Annotated in this window: 25 protein-coding genes and 2 pseudogenes; 9 read left to right on the top strand and 18 right to left on the bottom strand. The window is 71.1% G+C overall.

Annotation, left to right across the window (positions count from 1 at the left end):
- The first annotated feature begins 31 nt into the window (after nt 1-31).
- The 3 genes from ACIBF8_RS15675 to ACIBF8_RS15665 all read left to right on the top strand — a co-directional run bounded on the left by ACIBF8_RS15675 (nt 32) and on the right by ACIBF8_RS15665 (nt 3,456).
- Nucleotides 32-484 carry an SCP2 sterol-binding domain-containing protein gene (locus ACIBF8_RS15675; RefSeq protein ID WP_396783565.1) on the top strand — a complete coding sequence of 151 codons (453 nt, stop codon included), beginning with the start codon at nt 32-34 and terminating at the stop codon, nt 482-484.
- A 1-nt stretch (nt 485) separates the two neighbouring features.
- Entirely contained in the window at nt 486-1,700 is a 1,215-nt protein-coding gene (locus ACIBF8_RS15670; RefSeq protein ID WP_396783563.1) for an acyl-CoA dehydrogenase family protein, read from the top strand.
- A gap of 193 nt (nt 1,701-1,893) precedes the next feature.
- A complete protein-coding gene (locus ACIBF8_RS15665) occupies nt 1,894-3,456 on the top strand; it encodes an AMP-binding protein (protein ID WP_396783561.1) in 1,563 nt (520 codons plus the stop codon).
- Nucleotides 3,457-3,468: 12 nt separating this feature from the next.
- Here ACIBF8_RS15665 and purD read toward each other — a convergent pair whose 3' ends face one another.
- The 4 genes and pseudogenes from purD to ACIBF8_RS15645 all read right to left on the bottom strand — a co-directional run bounded on the left by purD (nt 3,469) and on the right by ACIBF8_RS15645 (nt 7,237).
- Nucleotides 3,469-4,719, bottom strand: a complete 1,251-nt coding sequence (purD, locus tag ACIBF8_RS15660; protein WP_396783559.1) for a phosphoribosylamine--glycine ligase — start codon at nt 4,717-4,719, stop codon at nt 3,469-3,471.
- A gap of 105 nt (nt 4,720-4,824) precedes the next feature.
- Nucleotides 4,825-5,388: a hypothetical protein gene (locus ACIBF8_RS15655; RefSeq protein WP_396783773.1), complete on the bottom strand. Its 564-nt coding sequence runs from the start codon at nt 5,386-5,388 to the stop codon at nt 4,825-4,827.
- Between the two features lie 225 nt (nt 5,389-5,613).
- Nucleotides 5,614-5,835: pseudogene (locus ACIBF8_RS15650) on the bottom strand (type IV toxin-antitoxin system AbiEi family antitoxin domain-containing protein); the annotation flags it as partial.
- Between the two features lie 112 nt (nt 5,836-5,947).
- Nucleotides 5,948-7,237, bottom strand: coding sequence for an adenylosuccinate synthase (locus ACIBF8_RS15645; RefSeq protein ID WP_396783557.1), 1,290 nt, complete (start codon nt 7,235-7,237; stop codon nt 5,948-5,950).
- 400 nt (nt 7,238-7,637) lie between these two features.
- Here ACIBF8_RS15645 and ACIBF8_RS15640 point away from each other — a divergent pair.
- Nucleotides 7,638-8,510: pseudogene (locus ACIBF8_RS15640) on the top strand (diacylglycerol kinase family protein); the annotation flags it as partial.
- A gap of 92 nt (nt 8,511-8,602) precedes the next feature.
- Entirely contained in the window at nt 8,603-10,960 is a 2,358-nt protein-coding gene (locus ACIBF8_RS15635) for a chromosome partitioning protein (RefSeq protein WP_396783555.1), read from the top strand.
- A gap of 45 nt (nt 10,961-11,005) precedes the next feature.
- Here the strand turns inward: ACIBF8_RS15635 and ACIBF8_RS15630 are convergent, their stop codons facing one another.
- Nucleotides 11,006-11,434, bottom strand: a complete 429-nt coding sequence (locus ACIBF8_RS15630; protein WP_396783553.1) for a DUF3151 domain-containing protein — start codon at nt 11,432-11,434, stop codon at nt 11,006-11,008.
- A 249-nt stretch (nt 11,435-11,683) separates the two neighbouring features.
- Here ACIBF8_RS15630 and ACIBF8_RS15625 point away from each other — a divergent pair, with 249 nt between their 5' ends.
- Nucleotides 11,684-12,877, top strand: a complete 1,194-nt coding sequence (locus ACIBF8_RS15625; protein WP_396783551.1) for an LOG family protein — start codon at nt 11,684-11,686, stop codon at nt 12,875-12,877.
- Between the two features lie 50 nt (nt 12,878-12,927).
- On the opposite strand, the gene fbaA is transcribed toward ACIBF8_RS15625, so the two are convergent.
- The gene (fbaA, locus tag ACIBF8_RS15620) at nt 12,928-13,953 is read right to left on the bottom strand and encodes a class II fructose-bisphosphate aldolase (protein WP_396783550.1); all 1,026 of its coding nucleotides are present in this window, start codon (nt 13,951-13,953) and stop codon (nt 12,928-12,930) included.
- A gap of 136 nt (nt 13,954-14,089) precedes the next feature.
- Complete coding sequence (locus ACIBF8_RS15615) at nt 14,090-14,473, bottom strand: phage holin family protein (RefSeq protein ID WP_396783549.1); 384 nt, start codon at nt 14,471-14,473, stop codon at nt 14,090-14,092.
- Between the two features lie 125 nt (nt 14,474-14,598).
- On the opposite strand from ACIBF8_RS15615, the gene ACIBF8_RS15610 reads away from it, so the two are divergent.
- Nucleotides 14,599-14,811 (top strand): hypothetical protein, encoded by a 213-nt coding sequence (locus tag ACIBF8_RS15610; RefSeq protein ID WP_396783547.1) that lies wholly within the window; start codon nt 14,599-14,601, stop codon nt 14,809-14,811.
- Nucleotides 14,812-14,912: 101 nt separating this feature from the next.
- On the opposite strand, the gene ACIBF8_RS15605 is transcribed toward ACIBF8_RS15610, so the two are convergent.
- Both ACIBF8_RS15605 and ACIBF8_RS15600 read right to left on the bottom strand, forming a co-directional pair.
- Complete coding sequence (locus ACIBF8_RS15605) at nt 14,913-15,197, bottom strand: hypothetical protein (protein WP_396783546.1); 285 nt, start codon at nt 15,195-15,197, stop codon at nt 14,913-14,915.
- 120 nt (nt 15,198-15,317) lie between these two features.
- A complete protein-coding gene (locus ACIBF8_RS15600) occupies nt 15,318-15,473 on the bottom strand; it encodes an RNA polymerase sigma factor (protein WP_396783771.1) in 156 nt (51 codons plus the stop codon).
- Between the two features lie 70 nt (nt 15,474-15,543).
- Between ACIBF8_RS15600 and ACIBF8_RS15595 the strand changes: the two genes are divergently transcribed.
- Together ACIBF8_RS15595 and ACIBF8_RS15590 are read left to right on the top strand one after the other, a co-directional pair.
- On the top strand, nt 15,544-17,100 hold the full coding sequence (locus tag ACIBF8_RS15595; protein WP_396783545.1) for an LPXTG cell wall anchor domain-containing protein: 1,557 nt from the start codon (nt 15,544-15,546) through the stop codon (nt 17,098-17,100).
- Between the two features lie 128 nt (nt 17,101-17,228).
- On the top strand, nt 17,229-18,050 hold the full coding sequence (locus ACIBF8_RS15590; RefSeq protein WP_396783544.1) for a DedA family protein: 822 nt from the start codon (nt 17,229-17,231) through the stop codon (nt 18,048-18,050).
- A 165-nt stretch (nt 18,051-18,215) separates the two neighbouring features.
- Here ACIBF8_RS15590 and ACIBF8_RS15585 read toward each other — a convergent pair whose 3' ends face one another.
- The 9 genes from ACIBF8_RS15585 to clpB all read right to left on the bottom strand — a co-directional run bounded on the left by ACIBF8_RS15585 (nt 18,216) and on the right by clpB (nt 26,442).
- Nucleotides 18,216-18,593: a helix-turn-helix transcriptional regulator gene (locus tag ACIBF8_RS15585; protein WP_030332125.1), complete on the bottom strand. Its 378-nt coding sequence runs from the start codon at nt 18,591-18,593 to the stop codon at nt 18,216-18,218.
- Nucleotides 18,594-18,650: 57 nt separating this feature from the next.
- On the bottom strand, nt 18,651-19,190 hold the full coding sequence (gene pyrE, locus ACIBF8_RS15580; protein ID WP_366631586.1) for an orotate phosphoribosyltransferase: 540 nt from the start codon (nt 19,188-19,190) through the stop codon (nt 18,651-18,653).
- 169 nt (nt 19,191-19,359) lie between these two features.
- Nucleotides 19,360-20,169, bottom strand: a complete 810-nt coding sequence (locus tag ACIBF8_RS15575) for an SDR family NAD(P)-dependent oxidoreductase (RefSeq protein ID WP_396783542.1) — start codon at nt 20,167-20,169, stop codon at nt 19,360-19,362.
- Between the two features lie 9 nt (nt 20,170-20,178).
- Nucleotides 20,179-20,823, bottom strand: coding sequence for a hypothetical protein (locus ACIBF8_RS15570; RefSeq protein WP_396783540.1), 645 nt, complete (start codon nt 20,821-20,823; stop codon nt 20,179-20,181).
- A 72-nt stretch (nt 20,824-20,895) separates the two neighbouring features.
- Nucleotides 20,896-21,654: a hypothetical protein gene (locus ACIBF8_RS15565; RefSeq protein ID WP_396783538.1), complete on the bottom strand. Its 759-nt coding sequence runs from the start codon at nt 21,652-21,654 to the stop codon at nt 20,896-20,898.
- Between the two features lie 92 nt (nt 21,655-21,746).
- On the bottom strand, nt 21,747-22,331 hold the full coding sequence (locus tag ACIBF8_RS15560; protein ID WP_396783537.1) for a DUF4178 domain-containing protein: 585 nt from the start codon (nt 22,329-22,331) through the stop codon (nt 21,747-21,749).
- A gap of 82 nt (nt 22,332-22,413) precedes the next feature.
- Nucleotides 22,414-23,268, bottom strand: a complete 855-nt coding sequence (locus ACIBF8_RS15555) for a hypothetical protein (RefSeq protein ID WP_396783535.1) — start codon at nt 23,266-23,268, stop codon at nt 22,414-22,416.
- 69 nt (nt 23,269-23,337) lie between these two features.
- Nucleotides 23,338-23,721, bottom strand: a complete 384-nt coding sequence (locus ACIBF8_RS15550) for a hypothetical protein (protein WP_396783533.1) — start codon at nt 23,719-23,721, stop codon at nt 23,338-23,340.
- A gap of 129 nt (nt 23,722-23,850) precedes the next feature.
- Nucleotides 23,851-26,442, bottom strand: a complete 2,592-nt coding sequence (gene clpB / locus ACIBF8_RS15545) for an ATP-dependent chaperone ClpB (protein ID WP_396783531.1) — start codon at nt 26,440-26,442, stop codon at nt 23,851-23,853.
- Between the last annotated feature and the right edge of the window lie 43 nt (nt 26,443-26,485).

The following is a 26,485-nucleotide window of genomic DNA, read 5'->3' as shown; positions in this document are numbered from 1 at the left end:
CGAGTAGCCAATCTTCCGGAAGGCGCACCTGATGACTGACTTCGACCCGGCCACCTTCGCCAACGTCGGCCCCAAGGAGTTCGCCCAGCTGGTCAAGTCCACCCCGGACGACAAGATCGCCCAGGTGATGTCCGGCGACCTGCGCGGCAAGGTCCTCGGCGAGGTGTTCGGCCGGATGCCGTCGCTGTTCCGCGCGGACCGGGCCGGTTCCACCAACGCGGTCATCCACTGGGTCATCACCGGTCGCCCCGACGGCGGCAGCGACACCTACGAGGTGGTCATCGCCGACGGCACCTGCGTCGTGAACGAGACCCCGCAGCACGACCCGAAGCTCAGCCTCACCATGGGCCCGGTCGAGTTCCTGAAGATCGTCTCCGGTGGCGCCAACCCGGTGATGATGTTCATGACCGGCAAGTTGAAGGCGAAGGGCGACCTCGGCCTCGCCGCCAACATCGCCAACCTGTTCGACATCCCCAAGGCCTGACATGGCTGAGTTCTCGCTCGACCTAAACGAGGAACAGCGGGATCTACGCGACTGGGTGCACGGCTTCGCCGCCGAGGTCGTGCGCCCGGCCGCCGCCGAGTGGGACGAGCGCGAGGACACCCCGTGGCCGGTGATCCAGGAAGCCGCCAAGGTCGGGCTCTACGGCTTCGAGTTCCTCGCCACCTGCTGGGCCGACCCGACCGGGCTCTCCCTGCCGATCGCCAGCGAGGAACTCTTCTGGGGTGACGCCGGCATCGGCCTGAGCATCTTCGGCACCTCGCTCGCCGTCGCCGCCATCTACGGCGCCGGCACCCCCGACCAGATGGTCGAATGGGTGCCACAGTGCTTCGGCGACGTCGACTCGCCGGCCGTCGCCGCGTTCTGCACCAGCGAGCCGGAAGCCGGCTCCGACGTCGGCGCGATGCGCACCCGGGCCGTCTACGACGAGGCCACCGACGAGTGGGTGCTCACCGGCCAGAAGGCGTACGCCACCAACGGTGGCATCGCCGGAGTGCACGTGGTCACCGCCTCCGTCGACCCCACGCTCGGCTCCCGGGGCCAGGTGGCGTTCGTCGTACCGCCCGGCACCCCCGGCCTGGCCGCCACCCGCAAGCTGCGCAAACTCGGCCTGCGCGCGTCACACACCGCCGACGTCTTCCTCGACGGGGTACGCGTACCCGGCCGCTGCCTGCTCGGCGGGAAGGACTCCCTGGACGAGCGGTTGGCCCGCGCCCGCTCCGGGCAACGGGCCACCGGACAGGCCGCGATGCGCACCTTCGAGCTGTCCCGACCCACGGTCGGGGCGCAGGCGCTCGGCGTGGCCCGGGCCGCCTACGAGTACGCCCTGGACTACGCGAAGGACCGGGTCCAGTTCGGACGCCCGATCATCGAGAACCAGGCGGTCGCATTCGCGCTGGCCGACATGCGGATGGAGATCGACGCGGCGCGGCTGCTGGTCTGGCGGGCCTCCTGGATGGGCCGCAACAACCGCCCGTTCACCGCCGGCGAGGGCTCGATGTCCAAGCTCAAGGCCGGCGAGGTGGCGGTGTCGGTCACCGAGAAGGCAGTGCAGCTGCTCGGCGGGGCCGGCTTCCTGCGCGACCATCCGGTGGAGCGCTGGTACCGGGACGCCAAGATTTACACCATCTTCGAGGGCACCTCGGAGATCCAGCGACTGGTCATCTCCCGGGCGATCTCCGGAATGCAGATCCGCTGACCGCTCTCGGCCCGGCCCTTCCCAGGGGTCGGGCCGACAGCGGCCCGGATTCCACGATCCGTGCCGTCTTCGTCACCCCACGCCGACGCCAACTGGGCCTTCAGCCGCACCCAGTGCATGATCAAGGAAAGACGCCCTGCTGGGCGGGACCCCCGTCGCCCCGTCCGCGTACCACCCCGAGGAGGTCTGCGGCATGGACCTGCCGTTCGTCGTTGCCACGCTGACCCGTCGCGGGCTGCTCACCCCCGGCAGCCCGATCCGGGTCGCCTCGCAGCTCAACGCGTTGCGGACGTGGGGATGGAGCCTGGCGGGCGAACTACGCCAGGCAGCCGCCCGGGACCCCGGCCGACCAGCCGTCATCGACGAGGACGGCGTCGAGCTGACGTACCGCGACCTGCTCGACCGGGCCGAACGGATGGCCCGCTCGATGCGGGCCGGTCTCGGCGTACAGGCCGGCGACCGGATCGGTGTGCTCTGCCGCAACCACCACGGGCTGATCGAGACGATCGTCGCCGCCACCCTGCTCGGCGTCGACGCGGTGCTGGTCAACACCGGGCTCTCCGCCGCCCAGCTGGGCACCGTCGCCGAGGAACAGCGGCTGCGGCTGCTGGTGCACGACGACGAGTTCGCCGAACGGGTCCTCGGCCTCCCCGCCGAGCTGCCCCGGCTCGACGAACGCGCCCGCGAGGAGCTGGTGGCCGGGGCGCTGCCGGGTGACCTGCACCCGCCGGAGCGGGACGGCCGGATCATCGTGCTCACATCCGGCACCACCGGTACGCCCAAGGGCGCTCGCCGGCCGACGCCCAGCGGCTTCGGCCCGCTGGTGTCCATCATCGACCGCATTCCCCTGCACGCCCGGGACCGGGTGATGATCGCCGCGCCGATCTTCCACACCTGGGGATTCGCCGCCCTCCAGGTCTGTCTGGCGCTGCGGGCCACCATCGTGCTGCACCGCCGCTTCGACCCGGCCGCCACGCTCGCCGCCCTGACGGCGCACCGGTGCGACGCGCTGTTCGCCGTACCCGTGATGGTGCAGCGGCTGCTGGAGGTGCCACCGCCGGACCCGCGCCCCCCGCTCAAGGTCGTCGCGGTCAGCGGCTCCGCCCTGCCCGGCGGGCTGGCACCGAAGTTCATGGACGTCTACGGCGACGTCCTCTACAACCTCTACGGCTCCACCGAGGTCTCCTGGGCCTCCATCGCCGGCCCGCAGGATCTGCGCCAGGCGCCCACCACCGCTGGTCGTCCGCCGCACGGCACCCGGCTGGAAATGCTCGACGACGACGCCAAGCCGGTACCGGAGGGGCGGGTCGGACGGATCTTCGTCGGCAACGAGATGCTCTTCGAGGGCTACACCTCCGGCGCCAACCGGGAAACCCACGACGGTCTGCTCGACACCGGCGACCTCGGCCGGCTCAACGCCGACGGGCTGCTCTTCGTCGACGGCCGGGCCGACGACATGATCGTCTCCGGTGGCGAGAACGTCTTCCCGTCCGAGGTGGAGGATCTGCTCGCGCGACTGCCGCAGGTCCGCGAGGCCGCCGTGATCGGCGTGCCCGACCCCGAGTACGGCCAACGCCTGTCCGCGTTCCTCGCCCTGCACCCCGGCGAGACGCTCGACCCCGAGGCGGTACGCGAGTACGTCCGGCACTACCTGGCCCGCTTCAGCGTCCCCCGGGACGTGATCTTCGTGAAGTACCTGCCCCGCAACGCCACCGGCAAGGTGCTCGCCCGCGAACTGCGCCGCTACTACGGCTGACCGACCCCGGGCTCAGCCCGGGATCGCGATCCGGCCCTCGATCGCGGCGGCGGCGATGTCGGTGCGGTGCTGTGAACCGGCCAACTCCACCCCGTCCACCAGCGCGTACGCGGCCTCCCGCGCAGCGGCCAGGTCGGAGCCGGTGGCCGTACCGCAGAGGACCCGGCCGCCGGCGGACAGCAACGCGCCGTCGTCGGCCCGGCGGGCGGTGCCCGCGTGGATGATGCCCGGCCGGTCCGCGCCGGTGATCACGTCGCCGGTGCGCGGCGCGGTCGGGTAGCCCTGCGCGGCGAGCACCACCGTCACGGCGCTGCCCTCCCGCCACCGCAGCGGCGGGTGCTCGGCCAACGTGCCGGTGGCGGCCGCGTGCAGCAGCCCGCCCAGCGGGGTCTCCAGCAACGCGAGCACCACCTGGGTCTCCGGGTCACCGAAACGCGCGTTGAACTCGATCACCCGAGGGCCGACCGCGGTGATCGCGAGCCCGACGTAGAGCAGGCCGGCGAACGGGGTGCCCCGGCGGCGCATCTCCGCGAGCGTCGGGTGCACCACGTCCCGCATGACGTCGTCGACCAGGCTGGGCGGGGCCCAGGGCAGCGGTGCGTACGCGCCCATGCCGCCGGTGTTCGGCCCGGTGTCGCCGTCGCCGAGCCGCTTGAAGTCCTGTGCCGGCAACAGCGGCAACGCCGCCTCACCGTCGGTGACCACGAAGAGGCTGACCTCCGGGCCGTCGAGGAACTCCTCGACCACAACCCGCCCACAGTCGCTGGCATGCGCCAACGCGGCCGACCGGTCGTCGGTCACCACCACGCCCTTGCCAGCGGCGAGTCCGTCGTCCTTCACCACGTACGGCGCACCGAACTCGTCCAGCGCCCGAGCGGTGCTCGCCTCGTCCGTGCAGACGTGCGCCCGGGCGGTCGGCACGCCGGCGGCGGTCATCACGTCCTTGGCGAACGCCTTGGAGCCCTCCAACTGCGCGGCCGCGCCGGACGGACCGAAGACGGCGATGCCCTTGGCGCGTACCGCATCGGCGACACCGGCGACCAGCGGCGCCTCGGGCCCGATCACCACCAGGTCAGCCGCGGTCTCCACAGCCAGCGCCGCCACCGCGGCCGGATCGACGGCGTTGACGACCCGCACGTCGGCAACCCCGGCGATCCCCGGATTGCCAGGCGCGGCAATCAGCGCAGAAACGCCCGAATCCGCCGCCAGCCCGAGCGCAAGCGCATGCTCCCGCCCGCCACCACCCACCAAAAGAACCCGCACCCCAGAGATCCTACTGTCCTCCCCCACCCCGCCCGTCCCGGCCAGCCGTCGGTGATCAAGAGGTTTGCGTCAGTGATGGACTCGTTCTTGACGCAAACCTCTTGATCACCTTCGTGGGGAGGCCGCGATCGCCTGACGGACCGTGTGCGGGATGTAATCGGGGTGGAGGGTGTCCTGCCAGGTGAAACGGAGGATGGTCCAGCCAGCGTTGACCAGTCGATTCTGGCGACGGCGGTCAGCGTAGACGGCCTCGGGGGTGCCGTGCGCGTCTCGGCCGTCCGCCTCCGCGATCACCCTCGGTCCGCGCCAACCCACGTCGCCGACGCCGAGCAGATAGCCATCGTCGTCGCGCACTTCCAACTGCAGCGTGTCCGGCGGTACCCGGCCGTCCACGCACCGCAGCCGGCTGCGCGTCTCCAGCGGCGACTGCGCCCGCCCGTCCGCCTCGGCCAAACAGGCGCGTGCCACGACCGCGCCTCGCCGCCCCCGGATCAGGTCCGGAATGGTCGCCAGGTGCGCCGGGCCGATGCGGCACTGGTTCAGCGCCGAGTCGAGGACCGAGACCGCTGGGTAACGATCAACCCGGAGGATGACGTCCAAGACGGTGCGGAGCGGAGAGGTCGCCGGGATGCCAGCAACCTCGACGACGTCGCCAGAACCGACGGTCACCTGATGCACCGTCAGCCACGGCACCAGGGAGCGCTGGGGCCGAGGGCGATCGACTGGCACCGAGACGTGCACCTGTGACGTCCGACGGAGACCCGCGATGCCGTGCAACTCCAGGGCAGAGTCCAGAACAGCGAAGGCGCCTGGGCCGAGGCTCGTGACCGCGGCGCGGATTCGCGCCCGCCGACGCGTCGAATCACTCAGCTCCGCTTCGGGAACGAAGCAGCCCCGAAGAACCCGTTGCCACCTGCCGGACCGGTGCAACTGTCGGATCTGGTCCCTGGTCAGGCCGGCACGCAGAGCCTGGCCCAGAGTGACCATGCCGTCCTGCCCGGCCGCGATCTGACGAAGTAGCTGGTGTGCACCCACACCCACACCCTGCCCACGTGCCCTGCCCAACCAAAGTCCCTGTGGACAACCCCCGGGACCCTGTGGATAACTCCACCACATCGCCCGGTGATCAAGAGCTTTACGTCAACCTAGCGGCGAAATCTGACGCAAACTTCTTGATCACCGAGGCGGATGGGGTGTGGGGTGGGGTGGGGGGTGGGGTGGGGTGGGGTTAGGGGAGGAGGGGGTGGAGGAGGACGTTTTCTTCTCGGCCTGGGCCTACGCCTACGACGCTCACTCGGGTGTTGCAGAGTTCCTCTACCCGGGCGATGTAGCGGCGGGCGTTCTCCGGGAGGTCATCGGCGGTTCGTGCCTTGGTGATGTCCTCCCACCAGCCGTCAAGCTCCTCGTAGACGGGCTTGGCGTGGTGGAAGTCGGTCTGGCTCATCGGCATGTCGTCGACCCGGACGCCGTTGATCTCGTAGCCGACGCAGATCGGCACCTTGGGCATGCCGGTGAGCACGTCCAACTTGGTGATGACCAGGTCGGTGACGCCGTTGAGGCGGCAGGCGTACCGGGCGACCACCGCGTCGAACCACCCGCACCGGCGCTCCCGCCCGGTGGTGGTGCCGTACTCCGCGCCGATCTTGCGCAGGTGGTCCCCGTTGGCGTCGAACAGCTCGGTCGGGAACGGGCCCGCACCGACCCGGGTGGTGTACGCCTTGCTCACCGCGATCACCTTGTTGATCGCGGTGGGCGGGATGCCAGCGCCCACGCAGGCGCCACCGGCGGTCGGGTTGGACGAGGTCACGAAGGGGTACGTGCCGTGGTCCATGTCGAGCATGGTGGCCTGGGCGCCCTCCAGCAGCACCGTCTCGCCCCGGTCCAGGGCGTCCCAGAGCATCGCCCGGGTCTCCGCGATGTACGGCTTGAGCCGCTCCGCGTACTCCAGGTACTCCTCGACGGTGGCCTCAAGGTCGATCGCCTTGCGGTTGTAGACCTTGAACAGGATCTGGTTCTTCTCGCGCAGGGCGAGTTCCAGCTTCTTCCGCAGGATGCCCGGGTCGAGCAGGTCCTGGAGGCGGATGCCGATGCGCGCGACCTTATCGCCGTACGCGGGGCCGATGCCACGGCCGGTGGTGCCGATCCGGGATGAGCCGAGGTAGCGCTCGATCACCCGGTCCAGCGCCCGGTGGTGCGGCATGATCAGGTGCGCGTCACCGGAGATCCGCAGCCGGGACACGTCGACACCGCGCTCGGCCAGGCCGTCGATCTCGGCGAGCAGCACCTTCGGGTCGACCACCACGCCGTTGCCGATGACGATCATCGCGTCCGGTGAGAGCGCGCCGGACGGCATCAGGTGCAGCGCGTACTTCTGGCCGTCCGGGGTGATCACCGTGTGCCCGGCGTTGTTGCCGCCGGAGTAGCGCACGACGTAGTCGACCCGCTCACCCAGCAGGTCGGTAACCTTGCCCTTGCCCTCGTCGCCCCACTGAGCGCCGATGAGCACGATCGCTGGCATCTTTTCCGCCTCCAGAAGGCTCGGGTGCCAGGTGGCGACCGCTCGGCGAGCCCGGGGTGTCAGGTTAACAAGTAGTGACGGCGTGGCCGGCAGGGGTCGCGTCGAGAGGCAGGAGGCTCCTTCCGTGTACGACGTGGTGCTGCTCACCCTCGGTTCGGAGCGGGACGCTCCCGGGGGCTGTGGCAGCGGCGGGGCCTGCTGCGGCGGTGCGACCGAGGCCGACACCGCTCCGACGAGCCAGACCGCCACCAACCAGGCCGGCAGCAACCAGGCCGGCAGCAACCAGACCGGCAGCAACCAGACCGCCACCAACCAGGCCGCCACCGACCAGGCCGGCAGCAGCCAGACCGCCACCGAGCAGGCCGGCAGCAGCCAGGCCGGCACCGAGCAGTGCGCGACGGAGCGGCCTCGGGTGCCGGTGCTGGCCTGCGCCGATGCGCTGAATGCCCGGGGCGCCCGGGTGGAGACGGTCACCGCCCGCTCCGACGCGGAGATCGACGCGGTGTTGGCCCGGCTCGACGGCCCGCCCCGCCCGGACGGCCTCACCTGGCCGGACCCGGACAGCAAGACCCGGCTGGTCGTGGCCACGGCCAGCGACGGGCAGTTGCGCGCCGTGCTGCGCCGGCTGGTCAAGCGGTACGCCCCGGCGCCGAGCAAGCGACCGGCGGACCTGCCCGGCAACCGCACGCTGCCCGACCTGCCGCCGGTGGCCGTACTCCCGCTTGATCCGGCCCGCTCCGGCACCCACCGGGACCTGGCCGCGCAGCTCGGGCTGCCCCGCGACCCGGCGGCGGTGGCCGCCGCGGTGCTGGACGGCACGCCGCGCCGGCTGGACCTGCTGCGCAACGACGGCGGCTCGGTGACCCTGGACGGGGCCCTGCTCGGTGCCGCCGACGACGCGGGCCGGCCGCTGCACTGGCGTGCCCGGGTGGAGGTGGACGACACCATCCTCACCAACGGTGACGAACCGCTGTTGGCCTGCGCGGTCGGTAACGCCGGCGGGTACGCGACGCTCGACGACGTGACGCTGCTGAGCGCGCCGGACCCGGCCGACGGCCAGGTCGAGGTCGCGGTGGCCGTGCCGGTGGTCGTCCGCTCGGCGTGGAGGCGCAAGCGGGTACGCCTCGAAGTTCGGCGGGCCCGCGGCCGGGCGGTGTCGGTGCTGCCCAGGGAGGGCAGGGTGCCGTACCTCGACGATGGTGTCGAAGGCGAGCTGACCCGCAAGCGTTCCTGGTGGATCGAGCCGGGTGCCTGGGCGGTCTGGTCGATCTGATCTCGACCGCGCCGATCGGCCGACCTGGCTGCGCCGACCGGACCTCGTGGGCGGATGGGCCTATCCTCGCAGGAGGACTGGGGAGGGCCGTAATGGACGAGAACGCCGACCGGGCGCAGGTGCCCGGCCAGCAGCCGGTGCCGGAGCGGGACATCGAACCACTCTGGCCGCCAGATCCGGGCGACCGGGGCGCGGGTGGCGCGGTGCCGCCCTGGGCAGCGGTCGCCGAGCAGCGGGGTGGCCCGTCGTCGGCCACACCGCCGGTCACGCAGCCGGTCACGCCACCGGTGGCCGCGCCGCCGATCGGCCGACCGCCGGTCCCCGGCCAGCCCGGCGCGGCGGCCCTGCCGCCGCCCTCACCATCGGACTATCCGTCGCTCACCGGCGCCCCCGGAGGGTGGGGGGTCAGCGGCCCGTCCGGCACCGGATCGGGTTGGGCACCGGCCCAGCCGAGCTGGCCGCCACCGACCGACCCGGCCGCCGCGCCACCGCCGCCCGCCCCGCCGACGACGAACGGGCAGGGCGGTACCGGAACCCCCTCCGCCGCGCCACCGGACGCCGCCTCCGCGCAAACGGACAGCCGGCCGGACGCTACCGGCACGGCGAGCAAGTCAGGCGAAGTGGCGCGGGCCGGCAACGGAGGTCCGGCCGCCGTGCCCGCCCCGCCGATCGTCCCGGGCGGCGTCGACCTGGACCTGCCGTTCACCCTGGACCGCCCCGGCGCAGCCGCGAGCACCGACCGGCCCACCACCGCCGGGCCCACCGAGCGAGGCGCCGCAGCCGCCGACGGCCCCGCCACCACCGGCCCCGCCGGCCAGGCCGCCACCACCGGCCCCGCCGGCCAGGCCGCCGCACCTGCTGGCCCCGCCGGCCAGGCCGCCGCACCTGCTGGCCCCGCCGGCCAGGCCGCCGCACCTGCTGGCCCCGCCGGCCAGGCCGCCGCAACGGCCGACAGCCCCGCCCCTTCCGCCGACAACCCGCCGGCAGACCCCGCAGCGGGCGGGTCGGCTCCGCAGGCTGGCGGGCCCGGACCGGACGGGTCTTCCGGCGCACCGGCGCGGCCGGTCGCCGAGTCGCCATGGGCGTATCCACCGCAACGCCCGGCCGCACCGGCGCAGGACGAGGCCGGCGCAACCCCTCCGATCCCGCCACCGCCGCCGCACCCGGTCGTCCCGCACGTCGGCCCCGTGCAGGCGTACCCCGGGCAGCCGTTCACCCCGGCCATCCCCGGTCAGGCAGGTCCGGCGCAGATACCGCCCCCGCCGGACCTGACGCAGTTCGGCGGCCCGCCACCGGACCGCCCCGCACCGCAGCACGCTCCGCCGCAGGCCGGGCCGGCGACCCCACCGCCGGGGCCGTTCCCGCCCGCGCCGGGGTGGTACCCGCCGCCGTGGCAGCAGGGCGCGCCCGGTGCCACCCCTGGGCAGCCGTACCAGGAGGCCGACGGGGTGACCCGGGTGCCCGCCACCGCGTACCCGGACGCGACCGGCTATCCGGACGCGAGCTGGACACCGGAGGCGACCGCCGCGCCGACCGCCGAGGACTTCGCCCGCCGCCGCCAGGTCCGGCCCGCCGACCCGGTGGCGACCATGGGCGTCCGTGCGGTGGTCAACAAGATGGGCCTGCTCCGGCTCTCGCCGGGGCGGCACGAGCAGGAGCTCAAGCGGGACATCGAGATGGTCCGCCGCAACTTCGGCGGCCTGCGGCAGGTGACCGTGGTCAACCCCAAGGGCGGCGCCGGTAAGACGGTGGCCATCCTGCTGCTCGCGATGACGTTCGGCCAGAAGCGCGGCGGGTACGTGCTGGCCTGGGACAACAACGAGACCCAGGGCACCCTCGGGATGCGCGCCCAGCAGGACTTCCACTCCCGCACGGTGCGGGACATGCTGCGCGACCTCGGGCAGTTCCAGGGCGCACACGGGCGGGTCGGCGACCTGTCGCAGTACGTCCGCTCGCAGGGCGAGGGGATGTTCGACGTCCTGGCCTCGGACGAGTCGGCCACCGGTGGCGAGATGCTGACCGCGGCCGCGTTCGCCGAGATCCGCGAGGTGGTCAGCCGCTTCTACAAACTGATCTTCGTGGACACCGGAAACAACGTCCGGGCGCAGAACTGGCAGGCGTCGATGGACGCCACCGACCAGCTGGTGGTCACCATGTCGGCCCGGAACGACTCGGCGGAGACCGCCGCCCGGATGCTCGACCACCTGGAGCAGAGTGGCCGGCAACGGCTGGTCCGGCAGGCGGTGACGGTGGTGTCGATGCCGCCGTCCCGCAAGGAGATCGACCTGCCGGCCATCCAGGAGCACTTCGCGGCCCGCACCCGAGCGGTGCTGCTGGCCCCGTACGAGCGGCTCATCGACAGTGGCGAGCCGATTCGGTACGGCGCGCTCTCCTCGGCCACCCGGGACGCCTGGCTGAAGATCGCCGCCGCGGTCGCCGAGGGGCTGTAACCCGCCGACGGCCGGCCCGGTGTCGGGCCGGCCGTCGGAGCGGGGTCAGTTGCTGGCCAGCGCGTCCGCCGCTTCCGGGTCGCAGTCGCGCAGGAACTGGGCACAGCGGGCCGCCTCGTCGGCCTCGCCGATCTCGTCGGCGGCGCGGGACAGCACGTAGAGGCAGCGGAGGAAGCCCCGGTTGGGCTCGTGCGACCACGGCACCGGGCCGTGCCCCTTCCAGCCGCTGCGGCGCAGTTGGTCGAGGCCCCGGTGATAGCCGGTGCGGGCGTACGCGTACGCCGTCACCACCTGGCCCTCGGCGAACGCCCGCGCCGCGAGCTCCGCCCAGGCCGCACTGTAGGTCGGGAAGCCGGCCGCCACGTTGGCGTACGCCTCATCGGTGCCGGCCTCGTTGGCGGCGGCCAGGGCGGCGTCGGCCTCGTCGTTCGCAGGCAGGCGGGTGGCCGGTGGCTCTGGCAAAAGGTTCTGCATCGCCCCATTCAACCCGCTGGACAGGGCGACACGCGAGCGGGTCGGCCGACGCGTCCCGCTGAACGGCTGAGGAGTTGGTCACGCCTGCGGCCTATGCCGCTGCCAGGTGTTTTCCACTACAACTAATAGTCCGGAGCCTCCCCAGGAACCGGTAATGCAGGAGCCCGGTGGCCACGACCACCGGGCTCCTGTCGGTTGCACCCCAGGCCCGAGGTTTGGCCGACCCCGGCGGAGGGGCAGGATGGCCCGGTGCCGACCCCACCTCCCGCGGACGTCATCGAGCCGCACCTGCACGCCGGCGAGATCCAGACCCGGGCCGAGTTCGATCAGCAGCTGACCACCGGCCGGCTGACCGGGCTGACCGTGCAGGGCCTGCGGCTAGACCTCGCGCCGCTGCCCGACCTGACCGGCATCGACGTCGCCGGCACCCTGTTCGTCGGGTGCCGGTTCGCGTCCCGGGACGTGGGCGCCGACCTGGTCCGGCGCGGCGCGAACGTGGTGCCGCCGTTCTCCGGGTTGCCGTACCCGACCCAGCCGACGCATCTCTACACCCCCGAGGACCTGGCCGCCGGCTTCGCCGAGGGCGGGTTCACCGGGATGTACGACACCCGGGTGTACGACCACTACCGAGCGCACGGCGGCGCGCTGCCGGACGTGAAGGAGGCGCTGGGTCAGCGGCTGCACGACCACGGTGTGGACAACGCGCTGGCCGACGCCACCCGGGTCTGGCTGGCCGGGTATGGGCCGCAGTCGGTGGTGGGCATCATGGGCGGGCACGCGGTGCGGCGCGGCAGTCCCGCGTACCGGATGGCGGCCGTGCTGGGTTGGGAGCTGGCGCGGGCCGACCGGCTGGTGGTGACCGGCGGCGGCCCCGGGGTGATGGAGGCCGCGAACCTCGGCGCCTACCTGGCGGACCGACCGGCGACCGAGGTGACGGCCGCGATCGACCTGCTGGCCACCGCTCCCGACTTCACCGACCACCACCGGTACACGGCCACCGCGCTGACCGTCCGGCAGCGGTACGCGGGGGTGCCCCGGCAACGTGGCGACGACCTCGGCTGGGCCCGTGCCGGTGGGCTGGCCATCCCGACCTGGCTGTACGGGCACGAACCGGCGAACCTGTTCGCCGGGCGGATCGCGAAGTACTTCTCCAACGCGATCCGGGAGGACACCATCCTGCGGCTGGCCCGCGGCGGCATCGTCTTCGCGCCGGGGCGGGCGGGCACGGTGCAGGAGGTGTTCCAGGCGGCCACCAAGACCTACTACGGCACCGACGGCGCGAGCGGGGCGTACATCTTCCTGGATCGCGCCTACTGGACCCGGGAACTGCCGGTGGAGGCGCTGTTGCGTCCGCTGCTGGCCGCGTCGCCCTTCGGTGACCTGTCGTCGACGATCCACCTGACCGACGACGTGCGCGAGGCCGTACGCCTGCTGACGACCTGACGACGACGGCCGGCGCCCCGCGTGGGGAGCCGGCCGTCGGTGCTACGTCGTTACTTGGTCATCGTGGTGCCGGTGGAGCGCAGGTGCTCGCACGCTTCGACGACCCGGGCGGCCAGGCCAGCCTCGGCGGCCTTGCCCCACGCGCGCGGGTCGTACTGCTTCTTGTTGCCGACCTCGCCGTCGATCTTCAGCACGCCGTCGTAGTTGCGGAGCATGTGGTCCGCGACGGGCCGGGTGAAGGCGTACTGCGTGTCGGTGTCGATGTTCATCTTCACCACGCCGTAGTCCAGGGCCTCGCGGATCTCGCTCAGCAGGGAGCCCGAGCCGCCGTGGAAGACCAGACTGAGCGGCTTGTCCTTGCCGTACTTGGCGCCGACCGCCTCCTGGATCTGGTTGAGGATCTCCGGACGCAGCTTGACGTTGCCCGGCTTGTAGACGCCGTGCACGTTGCCGAAGGTCAGCGCCGCCATGTAGCGGCCCTTCTCGCCAAGGCCGAGCGCCTCGACCATGGCCAGGCCGTCCTCGGTGGTGGTGTAGAGCTTGTCGTTGATGGCGTTCTCGACGCCGTCCTCCTCGCCACCGACGACGCCGACCTCGATCTCAAGGACGACCTTGGCCTTGGCGGCCTCGTCGAGCAGCTGCGCGGCGATCTGCAGGTTCTCCGCGACCGGCACGGCCGAGCCGTCCCACATGTGCGACTGGTACAGCGGCTCCTCGCCGCGCTTCACCCGCTCCTGCGAGATGCCCATCAGCGGACGCACGAACTTGTCCAGCTTGTCCTTCGGGCAGTGGTCGGTGTGCAGGGCGATGTTGACCGAGTACTTCTTGGCCACCTCGTGCGCGTACGCGGCGAACGCCACCGCGCCGGTGACCATGTCCTTGATCGACGGGCCGGAGAGGTATTCGGCGCCACCGGTGGAGACCTGGATGATGCCGTCGCTCTCCGCGTCGGCGAAGCCCTTGAGCGCCGCGTTCAGCGTCTGGGAGGAGGTCACGTTGATCGCGGGGTACGCGTACCGGCCAGCCTTGGCGCGGTCCAGCATCTCCGCGTAGGCCTCGGGGGAAGCGATGGGCATGTGATGCGCTCCTTACTTACCACTCTCGGCCTGCTGGCCGCTGTTCTTCATTTGTGCGCCGGACCGCGCTGTCCTCCGCCTCGAAGTATCCCGTAGGTGAGGTGCGCCGGAACAACCGACCCGGGGTGCCAGCCGTTCACCGTCGATCCAGGTTGTCCGGCACGATGACACTGATCAGCCAGGTGACCACGGTCATCACGATGGCTCCCCAGAACGCCGGCCAGAAACCGTCCACCTGGAATGGCAGGTCGAGCCCGCGGGCGATCCGGTCGGTGAGCAGGAACAGCAACGCGTTGACCACCAACGCGAACAGGCCCAGCGTCAGCAGGTAGAACACGCAGCCGACGACCCGGATCACCGGCTTGAGCACCGCGTTGATCACGCCGAAGATCAGCGCCACCACGATCAGGGTGAGGACCGTGTTACCACCCGAGCGGCCGTGCACCTCGACCCCGGGCACGATCAGCGTGGTTATCCACAACGCGACCGCGGTGATCGCCAGCCTGATGAGGAAGCCCACGACCCCATCCTGGCATCGGGTCGAGTCGCCGAGGGCTGATTCCGCCTACTCCACTTCCGGGCGGTACGCCCGCACAGCCCGTACGGTGGGTGGGAATTGTGCCCCGAGACCCCCCGGGAGGGACGATGGGTCAGCCCGATGAGGACTTCACCCCCGGCGACCACCTCGCGCCCAACGAACGCGACCCCGAGGCGGATCCGGCGGACGCGGTCGAGCAGGCCACCTTCGCCGGCCCCACCGACGTGGACAACGAGCCGCACCGCGGCCTGGAGGTCGACGACTGGGACGCGATGGAGCAGGCCCGGGTGGTCACCGGAGACGAGGACGACTACCGCTGACCCCCGCAGGGTCGCCCGGCGTCGAACCACCCGCTTCGGCGAATGACCCAGCCCCGCGGACCGTACCGGCCGGCGGGGCGCCGTCGCGAAGTCCTCGCGCATCACCGGGTGGGATTGACCTGCTCCGGGTGCTGCGCCGCCCACTGTGCCAACCGATCCTCGCCCAGTGCGGCGAGGAACGCCGGGCCCTGCTTCGGATCGAGCGGCAGCCGCGCGGCGCCGTCCACCGGCGGGCCGACCGGGAGGCTGAGCCCCACCGGGTCGACGTTCTTGAGCTCGGGTAGCACCGCCACCAGCTTGGTCAGTGGCAGGCCATCGTCGTCGACCGTCAGATCCTTACCGGCGGCCGACAACAACGCGACGAGCCGGACCGGATTGCTCAGCACGGCCTGCGCGACCGCCCGTCGGATCAGCCCGGCGACATACCGCTGCCCGTAGCGGGCCAGTCGACGGAGTCAACGGCTCGTGCCGGATGAACGCGGCACGCAGGTCGTCCTCGATCATGTTCACGCCTCCACGTACTCGGCCCGGAGCGTGGCCAGGGCCCGGGAGATGGACGAACGTACGGTCCGGACGGCGCAGCCGAGGAGGTCGGCGATCTCGGCGTCGGGCAGGTCCTCAACCTTTCGGTCCGTCTTCGTGAATGGATGCCTCTCGGGAATGCAGTCAGCCTTAGGGATTCCTTAAGATCCGCAGGCTCCACCTGATCCCCCACTTGGAGGAAACCCCCTCATGCTCACCCACTCCACCCGGCGTTGGCTCGCCGGACTGGGCGTAGCAGGCGCGATCGTCGCCGCCTCCGCCAGCCCGGCCGTAGCCGCCGAGGCTCCATTCGAAATCGCCACGCACGATCTGCTCGTCGCACCCGGCCACACGGACTACGGCTGGTTCTACGCCCAGCCGGCTGACACGGAGTCCGAACGGACGTTCGGCCGGACCTCCGTGGACATCGACATGTCCGCGGTCGCCGGCTTTGCCACGGTGGAGCCGGCGTGGGGCTGGACCTGCGACGTCTCGCCATCCAAGCTGCACTGCGAGACCGACGTCGAGGAGGGCCAGTGGCCCTGGTTCGACTACATGGTCACCGCCAAGGACGACGCGAAGCCAGCGCAGAAGGGCTCCCTGGCGATCAGCATCACCGCCGGCGGCAAGACCGCCAAGGCGACGGCCGAGGTCACCATCGCCGAAGGCGTTGACCTGGTGAGCAACCCGACCGTCGAGGTTAGCGGCGCTCCGGGCGGGACCGCTGGCCTACCGACCGTCGTCAGCAACGCCGGTGAGGCCGCCGTCGATGGTGCTGTCCTCGTCATCCAGGCCGAGTACCTCGCCGCCTATGGCGGGGACTTCTCGAACTGCAAGTCGGACGAGTGGGGCATGGCCTCCTTCTGTACGTTCGACACGAAGATCGAGCCGGGCAAGTCGTACAAGCTCTCCGAGAACCTGCCCATCAAGCTGGCCCCGGAGGCACGCACGAATGCCAAGTTCCCGGTCGTGCTGGACTGGTGGACCACGGACGACTTTGATCTCACCTTCAAGGACTGGTTCCTGGACGTCAAGCCCGGCAAGGGCCAGAAGCTTCGTCTGGTCGAGCAGTCCGCGCAGAGCGCGCGGGTGCCGCAGACCGACCTGGACAAGATGAACAACACCACCATCGGGACCGTCCGGGTGACCGGTGACAACCACGCGGACCTGGCGACCAAGGGCGCGACCGCGAGCGGCAAGAAGGGTGACGTGGTCACCGTCGAGCCGAGCTTCACCAACCTCGGGCCGGCTGTGCTCGAGTACCTGGGCCAGGGAACGCCGGGCATCCGGCTCGAGGACCTGCCGATCCGGGTGTCCGTTCCGGCGGACACGACGGTGGTCGAGGCTCCCTTCGACTGCGTGCCGTTCGCGCCGGAGAAGGAGTGGGACCCGTGGACCGCAGGTTGGGGTGAGCCGGGCGCCAAGGAGTACGCCTGCCAGGTCCTGGAGAGCTGGAAAGACTACGAGGCCTCGTACTCTTTCGCGCTCCGGATCGACAAGGTCGTCCCGGACGCCACGGGTTCCATCACCACCACGCTGACCGGTGACCCGAACAAGAGCAACGACACCGCGAAGATCGTCATCAACCCGACCTCACCGAATGGCGGTAACGGCGGTGGTGACGGCGACGGTGACGGTGACGGCGGCTCGCTGCCGATCACCGGTCAGTCCACCGGCCTGATCGCCGGCCTCGGCGCGCTGCTGCTCGTCGCGGGCGTCGGCGGCTACCTGGTGGCCAAGCGCCGCCGGACCCGCTTCGTCGCCTGATCCATCCCGCACCACCGGTGCCCCGTCGACCCACCCGGTCGGCGGGGCACCGTCGTCGTGGCCCAGACGCCGGCGGGTGGCGAGGGGCCGGTCCGGCGCGGCAGGCACCCTGGGCTTCGGTACCCTTTGTGGCCGTGGACACAGCTGAGAAGACCCGCGCTCTCGTGGAGAGCGTCGCCCTGAACCCGCTCGATCCCAAGGATCTGTTGCAGACCTTCGGGCTGATCGGTGTGTGGGTGATCCTCTTCGCCGAGACCGGCCTCCTGGTCGGGTTCTTCTTCCCCGGCGACTCGCTGCTGTTCCTCGCCGGGGTGGCCTCGTCACCGGTGGCGGACGCGATCTTCGGCGACGGCACCCGACTCTCCCTCGCCGGCCTGCTGATCGGCGGGCCGATCTGCGCAATCGTCGGCGCCCAGTTGGGGCACTGGCTCGGCGCGCGGTACGGCCGGCCGATGTTCGAGCGACCGAACTCTCGGCTCTTCAAGAAGGAGTACGTGGAGAAGGCCGAGTACTACTTCCAGAAGTTCGGCCCGGCGAAGGCCGTCGTGCTGGCGCGCTTCATCCCGATCGTCCGGACGTTCCTCAACCCGGTCGCGGGCGCGCTCGGTATGCCGGCGAAGAAGTTCCTGCTCTGGAACATCGTCGGCGCGGTGCTCTGGGTGGACGGCATCCTGCTGATCGGCTACCTGCTGGCCGAGCAGATCTACCAGGCCATCGGCGACAAGATCGACCACTACATCCTGCCGGTGGTGGCCCTGATCATCCTGATCTCGGTGCTGCCGATCTTCTTCGAGTTCCTTCGCGACCGGCGCGCTCGTAAGCGCGGCGAGGCAGTCGCGGTCGTCGCGGCAGCCGCTGCCGCTGGCGCGGTGGAGGCGGCCCGCGAGGCGTTCGACCACGACCGGCACCAGCACGGCCGTCAGCGGCCGGAGCACGGTCAGGACCGCTGAGACATACGACGACGGCCGGCCCCCTGGGAAGGGGGTCGGCCGTCGGCATGTCGGACCCGGCCTCCGGTGGTGCGACCGGGGACGAGCAGGTGTCACCCACCGGTGGCGCCACCCCTGGCTCGCCACCGGACGCCGTCTCGGCTCGAGACGGCGTTAGTGCCTACGTCAGCGAGCCTTCTTGGTGGCTCGCTTACGCGGCGGGGTCAGCAGGTCGGCGATCGTCGCGATCGCACTCGGGACCAGGCTGTAATACGCCCAGACACCGCGCTTCTCCCGCTGCAACAAGCCGGCCTCGGTGAGGATACGCAGGTGGTGACTGACCGTCGGCTGAGAGAGGCCGAGCGGCGCCGTCAGGTCACAGACGCACGCCTCGCCCTCTGGGGCCGACTGGATCAGGCTGAGCAGCCGCAACCGAGCAGGATCAGCAAGGGCCTTGAGGACCCCGGCAAGACGCTCGGCATCGGCACGTTCGATCGGCTCGCCGTTTAGCGGCGAGATCTGAGGCATAGTCATTTCGGCCAACGCAGTTCCCACGTATTCCATCCTTCCACCAGCAGCATCGATCCGCCTGCATATCAGCAGATCCGAATCGGCAGACTTTTACGCCACAAGGCCGAGGTCAGCCAACGTATAGGCCGCCCGGTACGGCAATCCGGCGGCTCGCACCGCGTCGCCGGCGCCTCGATCAACAATAACCACCACGCCTACGACTTCCGCCCCGGCCTCGCGAAGCGCCTCGACAGCGGTCAAAACACTTCCGCCAGTCGTGGACGTATCCTCCACCGCCAACACCCGACGGCCGGCCACCTCCGGTCCCTCGATCCGCCGCTGCAAACCGTGGGCCTTGCCCGCCTTGCGCACCACGAAGGCGTCCAGGGCCCGGCCGGTCGGAGCGGCGGCGTGCAGCATCGAGAGCGCGACAGGGTCCGCGCCCAGGGTGAGGCCGCCGACAGCGTCGAACTCCCAGTCGGCGGTGAGGTCGAGCATCACCCGGCCGACCAAAGGAGCGGCCTGGTGATGGAGCGTGACGCGCCGCAGATCCACGTACCAGTCTGCTTCGCGCCCCGACGAGAGCACGACCCGTCCGTGCACCACAGCCAGGTCGGTAATGAATTTACGCAGGTCGTCGTGGTCCCCCATGGCGATAGAGGTTACTGCGCAAGTCTGAACGCCGTGTGTGGGGTCCACCCTGATCAGCCCCGAGGGGAACCGATGGTTGGCGATGTTCGACTACGCTCAGCGACTGGTCTGACAGCGGCGCGCCAACGCCGTTCCACCGCTCGCCTGGGGTCGACGGGCCCGTCGACGCTCAGCGCTCGTCGCGACCGATCCGGCCGCGGGTGTCGCGCGCGACCGCCTGGAGCAGCCGCCGCGGCGCATGCCGCATGCCGGCAACGACCACCTTGTACTTCCACGCCGGGATGCTGACCATCTTGCCTTTGCGCAGGTCACGCAGGGCTTCGTCAACCACATCCTCGGCCCGCAGCCACAGCCACTCCGGCGTCTTGGACATGTTGATGCCGGCTCGCTGATGGAACTCGGTGCGGGTGTATCCGGGGCAGAGAGCCATCACCTGAACGCCGAACGGCCGCGCCGATTGGCCGACCGACTCGCTGAAGTTGGTGACCCACGCCTTGCTGGCGGAGTACGTCGATCCGGGCATCGCCGTACCGAACCCGGCGACGGAAGAGACATTTATCACTGCCCCATTTCGTCGTTCGGTCATCGGTCGGAGCGCCGCCAGGGTCAGCCGCATGACGGCGTGCACGTTGAGCCGCAACAGCCGCGCCTCGTCCTCGGCGGTGGAGCGCAGGAACGGTTTGTTCAGGCTGATCCCCGCATTGTTGACCAGCAGGTGAACGGGGCTGCCATCGGCGAGCCGCTGCTCCACGGTGGCACAGCCGTCGTCCGTGGACAGATCCGCCGGGATCGTCTCCACCTCGCGGCCGTACGTGGCGCCCAGCTCGTTGGCCAGCTCGGTCAACCGGGTGGCGTCGCGGGCGACGAGCACCAGATGCCAGCCGTCGGCGGCCAGCCGCCGACTGAACGCCGCGCCGATGCCGGCGGTGGCCCCGGTGATCAGGGCTCGGCGCTCGGCAGTCGTGGGGTCGAGCGTCACGGGCGGTCCTCACCTGGGCGGGTACGGGGGCATCGGCGGCGCCGACAGGGGCTGGTGCGGTGCGGGCGGCGCGGTTGGCGCCGTCGAGCGGTGGCGACCGAACCAGCTGGTCGCGGCGGGCAGCGCCAGCAGCGTGGCTACTACAAGGTAACCGAGCCCCTGGGCGACGGAAAGCCCGGCATTGAGTGGGATCCACCAGGACGGGTACGCGTCACCGATCAGGCCCAGCAGCTCGGCGAGTGCCTGCTCGCCGGAGCCCAGTTGCAGTGGCGCGGCCCGTTCGCCGACCACCACCGCCACGCTGCAACAGCCGGCGAGCAGGCCGAGGCCGCTGACCACCCAGGTGGCCACCCGAACGCCGTTGCGGCCGGCCAACAGCCCGAGGGCCAGGCCGGCGAGCACCGGCGCGGAGAGCACCGCCACCACCGCCGACAGCACCGCGGACGCGCGCAGCAGAGTCACCACGTCGTCGATCTCCTGCGGGGTCGCCGACGTGTCCCGGGCGGCGGCGCGGAACGCGTCGAGTGTTCCGCCCAGCACCACCAGGTCGACCACCGCGTACGCGAGTGCGGCGACCGCCATCACCAACAGCACGGTCGCGGCCGACAGGACGGCGGCGGGCCGGCGGGCCGGTGCCGATTCCGGGTACGACACGACGAATCCCTCCGGTAGGCGTCGGGTTGCAACCTACTCGGAGGGATCGTCGGCGTCGTGCTTATCGAGCCGTCAACTCGTCGACGGCGGGGTCGGCCCGGGCCGGTCCGTGGGCGGCGTGTCGTCCGGCCGGTTCGCGGCCGGCGGCGGCGGGTAGCTGGGCTCCCCACTCGACGGGTAGCCCGGCTCACCGGATGCCTGCGGGTAGCCCGGCTGACCCGGGGCCTGGGGGTAGCTGGCGCCCGGGGTGGGCGGCTCCCAGGCCGCGGTGGGCTTGCGGAAGAACGCGTTCGCCTTCGGCAGCGCCAGCAGGATCAGCGCCGTGATGAGCGCGACCAGGCTGAGCACACCGAGCAGGAGGCTGACCGGGGTGACCCAGGAAGGCAGGGCCTCCTCCAGGCGGCGCTGGATCTCCTCCGGGCTCGGCCCGTCGCCGCCGGTCCCGCCACCGGCGTTGAAACCGCCGGCCGCGTTGCTGAGCAGGCCGCCGCCCACGCAACAGACCATGATGCCGCCGACGATCCAGGTGGTGATCCGGGCACCGTTGCGGCCCTGGTTGTTGAACAGGGCCAGCACGCCCAGCACGACCGCGAGCAGCAGCAGCAGCACGCTGCCGCCGATGCCGACGGCGACGAAGACGTCGGCCACCTGGTCGCCGTCGGTGGAGCTGCCCGCGTACGCCTCGCGGAGCGCGTCACGTGTCTTGCCGAAGGTGCTGAGCGAGATGATCAGACTGATCACCTGCAACGCCAGGAACAGGAAGAGCAGGTAACTGGAAATCGACACAATGGATGGCCGCTGACGGGCCGGCGTGCTCTGGGAATCGACCACGATTCTCCTTCCCTAAGATCGCGCCCACACCGTATCGACAACCGGCCAGTTCGGCATGCCGTGACGAGCCCGGCGCGCCCGCCTGGCATGGTTCAGCTGGCGTCGGGCGCGGGGCGGATCGTCAGGTCGGCGGGGTCGAGCAGGTCGCCGCGGGCCACTCTCCAGCCCTCTTCGCCGTACGCCTCGAAGGAGAGCCGCGCGGCGCCACCGGACTGGTAGTCGTGGTAACGCATGGTCCCGGCCGACGGCAGCTCGGTTTCTCCGGTGGCGGTGTAGCGCGCCTGCCCGGTCTCGGCCCAGGTGTAGCGCCGCCCGCCGAGTTCGATGGTCGGGGCGCCCGGGGTGACGGTGGCGCCCGGCTCGGCGGTCCAGAGCACCAGTTCGAGTTCGGGGCCGTCCTCCACGGAGAGCCGGTGGCGGGTGCCGGAGTCGTCGTCGAGCAGGTGCTGCACCCAGCTCCAGTCACCCTCGACCAGGCGGATGGTGGCGCTCACCGTGTACTCCCGCTCGCGGATCCGCACGCGGTCGCCCGGGGTCAGGCGGAGCGGGCCGCCGCCCGGCGACTCCGCCGGCTGACCGTCGGCCCGGCTCGTCGCCCGCCGGCGGACCCGCACGACGATCACGACCACCGCGAGTACGGCAACAGCCGCCACCAGGCACGTCACCAGCGCGTCCACCCGACCACCTCCCCAGGTACGTCGGCGCAGACGGTAACAACCTTCGGCACCCGGAAGGCCCGCGCTGTGGCCGACAGCTCAGCTAGCGGACGTCGCCGGGTGCGTCCTCCGGAGGCGTCGTCGACGCTCCGGTCGACCCGGGCGAGGTGCCCGGCCCGCCCGGCGGCAGGTGCACGGCCGGGTCGGGGCAGATTAGGTAGCCGGGTGGCAGCGGCTGGCTCGGCGGCAGGAAGCCCGGCACGAGCGGAGCCGTCGGGTATCCGTAACCGGTCGGGGCGTAGGTGGGAACGGGCATCACCCAGGCCGGGCCGGGCGGCGCCTCGTTCGCGGTACGCGGCACGAACCAGCGGTTCGCCGGCGGCAGGGCCAGCAGCAGGACCACGGCTGCGGAGAGGGCCAGAACGGTGAGCACGCCCAGCCCTGCCGCAGGGAAGAACAGGTCGTCCCACGGATCGGTGCCGGCGTAGAGCGTGTCGAGGAACGCTGAGGTCTCCCACTCTTCGTCCCACTCCGCTGGCGGCTCGGTCCCGGTCTCCGGCATGGTCAGCAGCGGCACGAGAAACCCTCCGGAACAGCACTGCGCGAAGCAGACCAGCAGCTCCGCGCCACTGGCGACGAAGACCAGGATCCGCGCGACGTTGGCGCCCCGCCGGACCGGGACGACCGTGGCCGCCAGCCAGACCGCGAGCAGCACCGCCGGTATGCCGAGGATCAGCGCCATCGCGACGTTGCCCTGCCGCTCGCCGGCCACCTCGTCCGGGTCGGCGTCCGGCACCAGCCGTACCGCGCGGTCGATCTGGCCGTCGAAGTGCACCGCCTCGGCCACGGTCAGCACGGCCAGGCCGAGCAGCACCAGCGCCACGGCCAGTTGCAGCCAGAAGGCGATGGTCACGGTGGCCGGGCGGGGCGGACGCGGCGCGGTGGTGGGCGGGCTCATGGCTCGCAACGTACGGCGCGTCGTCGGCAACCGGCAGAACCGATCGGGCAGCACCGACCGGCGAATGGATCATGCTGCGGCGAGCCGCCGACTGGCGTACGCGCCAAGGGTTTCCCGGTCCATCACGCAGCCGACGAAGGTGGTGAACTCGCTCGGGTCGTCCCGCAGTGACGTCCAGGCCGCTCGGGCCGCCGCCGGGTCGATGCGCTCCAGCAGCGTGGCCGCGTACGCCCGGCCGGCGGGCGTGCCGTCGGCCAGCACCCGGTCGAGCTGGCGGCGTACCTCGTCGGGGTGGTCGTCGAGGGCGGCCGAGACCCGCTCGTACGCCTCGGTCACCGGCAAGGTCGTGCCGGCGATGCCGACCCCGCCGAAGGCGAGCGTGTCAGCCGCCAGCAACGTGTCGACGGCCACACCAAGTTCCCGTTCCCATTTCTGTTTCCCAATCCCAAACATGCCCCAACCCCTTCCCCATCCACCCCCACCCCACCCTGTTGATCATGAAGTTATTGCCCTGACACGCCGTGCGATCGGGCAATAACCTCATGATCAACGTCAATGGGTGGGGTGGGGTAGGCGGGACTGTTAGGCGGGGGTTACTGAGAGGGTGTTGGTTTCGGGGGCGCGGTCTACCTTTACCGTGTCGGCGTCGCGGATCTGGCCGGAGAGCAGGGCTTTCGCCAGCTGGTCGCCGATCGCGGTCTGGACCAGGCGGCGGAGCGGGCGGGCACCGTAGATCGGGTCGTAGCCGTGCTCGGCGAGCCAGTCCCGGGCGGCATCGGTGATCTCCAGGCCCAGCCTGCGGTCGGCCAGCCGCCGCCGCATCCGGTCCAGCTGGATGTCGACGATGGAGCGCAGGTCGTCCCCGCGCAGCGAGGCGAAGACCACGATGTCGTCCAACCGGTTGAGGAACTCCGGCTTGAAGTGCGACCGGACCACCGCCAGGACGCCCTCCCGCCGCTGCTCGTCGGCGAGCGTCAGGTCACTGATCACCGACGACCCGAGGTTGGACGTGAGGATCAGGATCGCGTTCCGGAAGTCCACCGTGCGGCCCTGACCGTCGGTGAGTCGACCGTCGTCGAGCACCTGGAGCAGCACGTCGAAGACGTCCGGGTGGGCCTTCTCGACCTCGTCCAGCAGCACCACCGAGTACGGCCGACGGCGCACCGCTTCGGTGAGCTGACCACCCTCGTTGTAGCCGACGTAGCCGGGCGGCGCGCCCACCAGGCGGGCGACCGAGTGCTTCTCGCCGTACTCACTCATGTCGATGCGAACCATTGCCCGCTCGTCGTCGAAGAGGAACTCGGCGAGGGCCTTGGCCAGCTCCGTCTTGCCGACACCGGTGGGGCCGAGGAAGAGGAAGCTGCCGGTCGGGCGATCCGGGTCGGCGATACCGGCACGGGCACGGCGTACCGCGTCGGAGACCGCGCCGACCGCCTCGGCCTGGCCGACCACCCGGCCGCCCAGGGACTCCTCCATCCGCAGCAGCTTCGCCGTCTCACCCTCCAGCAGGCGGCCGGCGGGGATGCCGGTCCAGGAGGCGACCACTGCGGCGATGTCGTCCGCGCCGACCTCCTCCTTGAGCATCGCGCCGTCCGCCTGGAGCTGGGCCAACTCCTCCTCGGCCTGCTTCAGCTCGACCTTCAGGGCCGGGATCCGGCCGTAGCGCAGCTCTGCGGCGCGTTCCAGCTCGCCGTCCCGCTCGGCCCGCTCGGCCTCGCCGCCAAGGCGCTCCAACTCCTCCTTGGCGGCGGAGAGCTTGGTGATGTGGCTCTTCTCCGTCTGCCAGCGCTCGGACAGCACGGTGAGCTGCTCACGCTTGTCGGCCAACTCCTTGCGCAACCGCTCCAGCCGCTCGGCGGAGGCGGCGTCCGGCTCCTTGGCCAGCGCCATCTCCTCGATCTCCAACCGGCGGACCGCCCGCTCGATCTCGTCCACCTCGACCGGACGGGAGTCGATCTCCATCCGGAGCCGGGACGCGGACTCGTCGACCAGGTCGATCGCCTTGTCCGGCAGGAACCGGTCGGTGATGTAGCGGTCCGAGAGTGTCGCGGCGGCGACCAGCGCGGCGTCGGTGATCCGGACGCCGTGGTGCACCTCGTAGCGCTCCTTGAGCCCACGCAGGATGCCGATGGTGTCCTCGATCGTCGGCTCGCCGACCAGCACCGGCTGGAAACGGCGCTCCAGGGCGGGGTCCTTCTCGATGTGCTCGCGGTACTCGTCCAGTGTGGTGGCGCCCACCATCCGCAGCTCACCACGGGCCAGCATCGGCTTGAGCATGTTGCCGGCGTCCATCGAGCCCTCGCCCTTGCCGGCGCCGACGACGGTGTGCAGCTCGTCGAGGAACGTGATGACCTGCCCGTTGGAGTTCTTGATCTCCTCCAGCACGGACTTCAGCCGCTCCTCGAACTGGCCGCGGTACTGCGCTCCGGCGACCATCGCGCCGAGGTCCAACGAGATCAGCTTCTTGTCGCGAAGCGACTCGGGCACGTCACCGGTGACGATCCGCTGGGCCAGGCCCTCGACGATGGCGGTCTTGCCGACGCCGGGCTCGCCGATCAGCACCGGGTTGTTCTTGGTACGCCGGGAGAGCACCTGGATGACGCGACGGATCTCGGAGTCCCGCCCGATGACCGGGTCGATCTTGCCGTCCCGGGCGCTGGCGGTGAGGTCGACGCCGTACTTGGTCAGCGCCTGATAGGTCTGCTCGGGGTCGGCGGTGGTGACCCGACGGTCTCCACCGCGAACGGTCGGGAAGGCGGCGACCAGGGCCTCCTCGGTGGCGCCGACGGCCTTCAGTGCGCCGGACACCGCGCCACCCACCCGGGCCAGGCCGGCGAGCAGGTGCTCGGTGGAGGTGTACTCGTCGCCCAACGGCCGGGCGATCTGCTCGGCGGCGCCGATGGCGTTGACGAATTCCCGGGCCAGGGTCGGCTCGGCGATGCTGGAGCCGCGGGCGGCCGGCAGGGCGTCGACCGCGCGCTGGGCGGTCTGGCGCAGCTCGGTCGGGTCGGCCCCGACGGCGCGCAGCAGACCGGTGGCGGTCGAGCCATCGGTGTCCAGGAGTGACAGGAGCAGATGCCAGGGCTCCACGGTGGCGTGACCACGCTGGTTGGCCAGCGCGACAGCGCCCGTGATGGTTTCGCGGCTCTTGGTGGTGAGTTTTTCGGTGTTCATGGGCTCCCCCGGATCGGCGTTGTCCATTGGGTTGGACACAACC

Source organism: Micromonospora sp. NPDC050276, from assembly GCF_044459545.1.
GTDB lineage: Bacteria > Actinomycetota > Actinomycetes > Mycobacteriales > Micromonosporaceae > Micromonospora.
The sequence above is the reverse complement of the archived record's forward strand: the minus strand, read 5'-3'. Positions and strand labels throughout refer to the sequence as shown.